Source organism: Rugamonas sp. (assembly GCF_025354735.1).
Taxonomy (GTDB): domain Bacteria; phylum Pseudomonadota; class Gammaproteobacteria; order Burkholderiales; family Burkholderiaceae_D; genus Rugamonas.
Map to the genome: position 1 here is coordinate 1 of NZ_JANXMI010000010.1, position 4,906 is coordinate 4,906.

Annotated in this window: 3 protein-coding genes; all 3 read right to left on the reverse strand. The window is 65.7% G+C overall.

Annotated elements, in window-relative coordinates:
* Positions 1-42 precede the first annotated feature (42 nt).
* Positions 43-1,245, reverse strand: a complete 1,203-nt coding sequence (gene prpF, locus Q0S71_RS00885; protein ID WP_295990138.1) for a 2-methylaconitate cis-trans isomerase PrpF — start codon at positions 1,243-1,245, stop codon at positions 43-45.
* A gap of 2 nt (positions 1,246-1,247) precedes the next feature.
* Positions 1,248-3,848, reverse strand: coding sequence for a Fe/S-dependent 2-methylisocitrate dehydratase AcnD (gene acnD / locus Q0S71_RS00890; RefSeq protein ID WP_295990139.1), 2,601 nt, complete (start codon positions 3,846-3,848; stop codon positions 1,248-1,250).
* A gap of 26 nt (positions 3,849-3,874) precedes the next feature.
* Positions 3,875-4,906, reverse strand: a 1,032-nt coding sequence (prpC, locus tag Q0S71_RS00895) for a 2-methylcitrate synthase (protein WP_295990140.1), incomplete at its 5' end; no start/stop codon positions are given.

A 4,906-nucleotide genomic window follows, 5' to 3' on the forward strand; every position in this document is an offset into this window, starting at 1 on the left:
TTCGAAACCGTGGTCTGACCCCGACGTGGCGCCGCGTGTCGCTTAGAACGCGTCGCCCGGCACGCGCACCCAGCCTTCCATCAGCACGCGCGCGCTGCGGCTCATGATCGCCTTCGCCACACGCCATGCGCCGTCAACCTCGCTCGCTTCGGCGCCGACCCGCAGCGTGCCCGATGGGTGGCCGAAGCGCACCGCGTTGCGGGCGCCGCCGCCCGCCGCCAGGTTCACCAGCGTGCCCGGTATCGCCGCCGCCGTGCCGATGGCGACGGCCGCCGTTCCCATCATCGCGTGGTGCAGCTTCCCCATCGACATCGCGCGCACCAGCAAATCGATGTCGTCGGCGGCGACCGGCTTGCCGCTCGATGCGATGTAGGCGGCCGGCCTGGCCACGAACGCCACCTTCGGCGTGTGCTGGCGCTGCGCCGCGTCGTCGATGTGCGAGATCAGTCCCATACGCAGCGCGCCGTGCGCGCGGATCGCTTCAAAGCGCGCCAGCGCCTTCGGATCGCCGTTGATCGCCTCTTGCAGCTCGGTGCCGGTGTAGCCGATATCTTCGGCGTTGACGAAAATGGTCGGGATGCCGGCGTTGATCATCGTCGCCTTGAACGTGCCGACGCCCGGCACTTCGAGTTCGTCGACCAGCTGCCCGGTCGGGAACATCGCAGCGCCGCCCCCCTCGCCGGTGCCCTCCTCCTCGGCCGCCGGGTCGATGAATTCGAGCCGCACTTCGGCCGCCGGAAAGGTCACGCCATCGAGTTCGAAGTCGCCGGTTTCCTGCACCGCGCCGCCTTTGACCGGAATGTGGGCGATGATGGTCTTGCCGATATTGGCCTGCCACACGCGCACCACGGCCACGCCGTCGTGCGGAATGCGGCTGGCGTCCACCAGGCCGCCGCTGATGGCGAACGCGCCGACGGCCGCCGACAGGTTGCCGCAGTTGCCGCTCCAGTCGACCAGCGCCTGGTCGATGCCGACCTGGCCGAACAGATAATCGATGTCGTGTTCCGGCTGGCCGCTGACCGAAACGATCACCGCCTTGCTGGTGCTGGAGGTGGCGCCGCCCATGCCGTCGATCTGCTTGCCGTAGGGGTCGGGGCTGCCGATCACGCGCAGCAGCAGCGCGTCGCGCGCCCGGCCCGGCACCTGGGCGGCGGCCGGCAAATCCTGCAAGCGGAAGAACACGCCCTTGCTGGTGCCGCCGCGCATATAGGTGGCGGCGATTTTGATTTGGGGTGGATGGCTCATGCTCATGCCGCCTTTGAAGAAGTCGATTGCAGGAAGTCTTGCGCGAAGCGTTGCAGCACGCCGCCCGCTTCGTAGATCGACACTTCTTCGGCGGTGTCGAGACGGCAGGTCACCGGCACTTCGAGCCGCTCGCCGTCGCGGCGGTTGATGACCAGCGTCAGCGTCGCGCGCGGCACGCGCTCGCCGGTCACGTCGAAGGTTTCGGTGCCATCGATATTGAGCGTCTTGCGATTGACGCCGGCCTTGAACTCCAGCGGCAGCACACCCATGCCGACCAGATTGGTGCGGTGGATGCGCTCAAAACCTTCGGCCACGATCGCCTCCGCGCCGGCCAGGCGCACGCCCTTGGCGGCCCAGTCGCGCGACGAACCCTGGCCATAATCGGCGCCGGCGATGACGATCAGCGGCTGCTTGCGTTCCATATAGGTCTCGATGGCTTCCCACATGCGCGTCACCGTGCCTTCCGGTTCGATGCGCGCCAGCGAGCCGGCTCGCACTTTTCCGTCGACCATCACCATCTCGTTCTTCAGCGTCGGATTGGCGAAGGTGGCGCGTTGCGCGGTCAGGTGGTCGCCGCGGTGGGTGGCGTAGGAATTGAAGTCTTCTTCCGGCAGCCCCATTTTCGCGAGGTATTCGCCGGCCGCGCTATCGAGCATGATGGCGTTCGACGGCGACAGGTGGTCGGTGGTGATGTTATCGCCGAGGACCGCCAACGGACGCATGCCGGTCAACGTGCGGGCGCCGGCCAGAGCGCCTTCCCAGTACGGCGGCCGGCGGATGTAGGTGGTCTGCGGACGCCAGTCGTACAGCGGGCTGACGCTGATGCCGTCGTCGGCCTGCTTGGCGAACATCGGAATGTACACCTTGCGGAACTGCTCCGGCTTGACGCTGGCGGCGACGATGGCGTCGATCTCCTCGTCGCTGGGCCAGATGTCCTTCAGCGTCACGGCGTGGCCGTCGGCGTCGATGCCGAGGATGTCCTTCTCGATGTCGAAGCGGATCGTGCCGGCGATCGCGTAGGCCACCACCCGCGGCGGCGAGGCGAGGAAAGCCTGCTTCGCATACGGGTGGATGCGGCCGTCGAAATTGCGGTTGCCCGACAAGACGGCGGTCGCGTACAGGTCGCGCTCGACGACTTCTTTCTGGATCGCCGGATCGAGCGCGCCGGACATGCCGTTGCACGAGGTGCAGGCGTAGCCGACGACGCCGAAGCCGAGCCGCTCCAGCTCCGTCATCAGCTGCGCTTCTTCCAGGTACAGCGTCACCGTCTTGGAGCCGGGCGCCAGCGAACTTTTCACCCACGGCTTGCGCGTCAGGCCGCGCCGGTTGGCGTTGCGCGCCAGCAGACCGGCGGCGATCATGTTGCGCGGGTTGTTGGTGTTGGTGCAGCTGGTGATGGCGGCGATGATGACGGCGCCATCGGGCATCAGGCCCGCTTCGTTTTCGACCACGCCGCTGATGCCGCGCGCGGCCAGCTCGGAGGTCGGCACGCGGTTGTGCGGATTGGACGGACCGGCGATGTTGCGCACCACCGACGACAGGTCGAAGGAGATGACGCGCTCATATTCGGCGGTCTGCAAACTGTCGGCCCACAGGCCGGTGTGCTTCGCGTACAGCTCCACCAGCTTGACCAGTTCATCGTCACGGCCGGTCAGCTTCAGGTACTTGATGGTCTGCTCGTCGATGAAGAACATGGCCGCCGTCGAGCCATATTCGGGCGCCATGTTGGAGATGGTGGCGCGGTCGCCCAGAGTGAGGTGAGAAGCGCCGGCGCCGAAAAATTCGAGATAGGAGGAGACCACTTTTTCCTTGCGCAGGAATTCGGTCAGCGCCAGCACGGTGTCGGTGGCGGTGATGCCGGCCTGCGGCTTGCCGGTCAGCTCGACGCCGATGATGTCGGGCAGCCGCATCCACGATGCGCGGCCCAGCATCACGCTCTCCGCTTCCAGGCCGCCGACGCCGATGGCGATCACGCCCAGCGCGTCGACCATCGGCGTGTGCGAGTCGGTGCCGACCAGCGTATCGGGATAGGCGACGCCGTCGGCCACCTGCACCACCGGCGACATGCGCTCCAGATTAATCTGGTGCAGGATGCCGTTCCCCGGCGGGATCACGTCGACGTTCTTGAACGCCTTCTTGGTCCAGTTGATGAAGTCGAAACGGTCTTCGTTGCGGCGGTCTTCGATGGCGCGGTTTTTCTCGAACGCGTTTTCATCGAAGCCGCCGCATTCCACGGCCAGCGAGTGGTCGACCACCAGCTGCGTCGGCACCACCGGGTTGACCAGCGCCGGATCGCCGCCCTGCAAGGCGATGGCGTCGCGCAGGCCGGCCAGGTCGACCAGCGCGGTTTGACCGAGGATGTCGTGGCAGACCACGCGCGCGGGGAACCACGGGAAGTCGAGGTCGCGGCGGCGTTCGATCAGCTGCGCCAGCGAGGCGTTGAGCGTATCGGGATCGCAGCGGCGCACCAGGTTTTCGGCCAGCACGCGCGAGGTGTAGGGGAGCTTGTCGTAGGCGCCGGGCGCAAGCGCGTCGACGGCGGCGCGCGCGTCGAAGTAATCGAGCGCGGTGCCCGGCAGGGATTTGCGGAAGTGAGTGTTCATTTGGAGTCAGCTTATTTGGGGACGGCTTATTGACGGTCTTTGATCGGGACGAAGTGCAGGTCTTCCGGGCCGACGTAGTTGGCACTCGGGCGGATGATCTTGTTGTCGATGCGCTGCTCGATGATGTGCGCGGCCCAGCCGGAGGTGCGCGAGATGACGAACAGCGGCGTGAACATCGCGGTCGGCACGCCCATCATGTGGTAGGACACGGCCGAGAACCAGTCCAGGTTGGGAAACATTTTTTTGATGTCCCACATGACGGTTTCCAGACGCTCGGCGATGTCGAACATCTTCATCGAGCCGGCTTCCTGCGACAGGCTGCGCGCCACTTCCTTGATGACGACGTTGCGCGGATCGGAAATCGTGTAGACCGGGTGGCCGAAGCCGATCACCACTTCCTTGTTGGCGACGCGGTTGCGGATGTCGGCTTCGGCTTCGTCCGCGTTTTCGTAGCGCTTCTGGATTTCGAACGCGAATTCGTTGGCGCCGCCGTGCTTGGGACCGCGCAGCGCGCCGATGGCGCCGGTGATGGCCGAGTGGATGTCCGAACCGGTGCCGGCGATGACGCGGCTGGTGAACGTCGACGCGTTGAACTCGTGTTCGGCGTACAGGATCAGCGAGGTGTGCATCGCTTGCACCCAGCTGTCCGATGGCTTCTCGCCATGCAGCAGGTGCAGGAAATGGCCGCCGATGGAGTCGTCGTCGGTCTCGACGTCGATGCGCTTGCCGTTATGGCTGTAGTGATACCAGTACAGCAGCATCGAACCGAAGGACGCCATCAGACGATCGGCGATGTCGCGCGCGCCCGGCGCGTTGTGGTCGTCCTTCTCCGGCACCATGCAGCCGAGCGCGGATACCGCCGTGCGCATCACGTCCATCGGATGTGTCGACGGCGGTAGTTGTTCAAGCACCGCTTTCACCGCGGCCGGAATCCCGCGCAACGCCTTCAGCTTTGCCTTGTAGCCTGCGAGTTCGGCGCGGTTCGGCAACTTGCCATGCACGAGCAGATAAGCGACTTCTTCGAACTCCGACGTCGTCGCGATATCGAGTATGTCGTA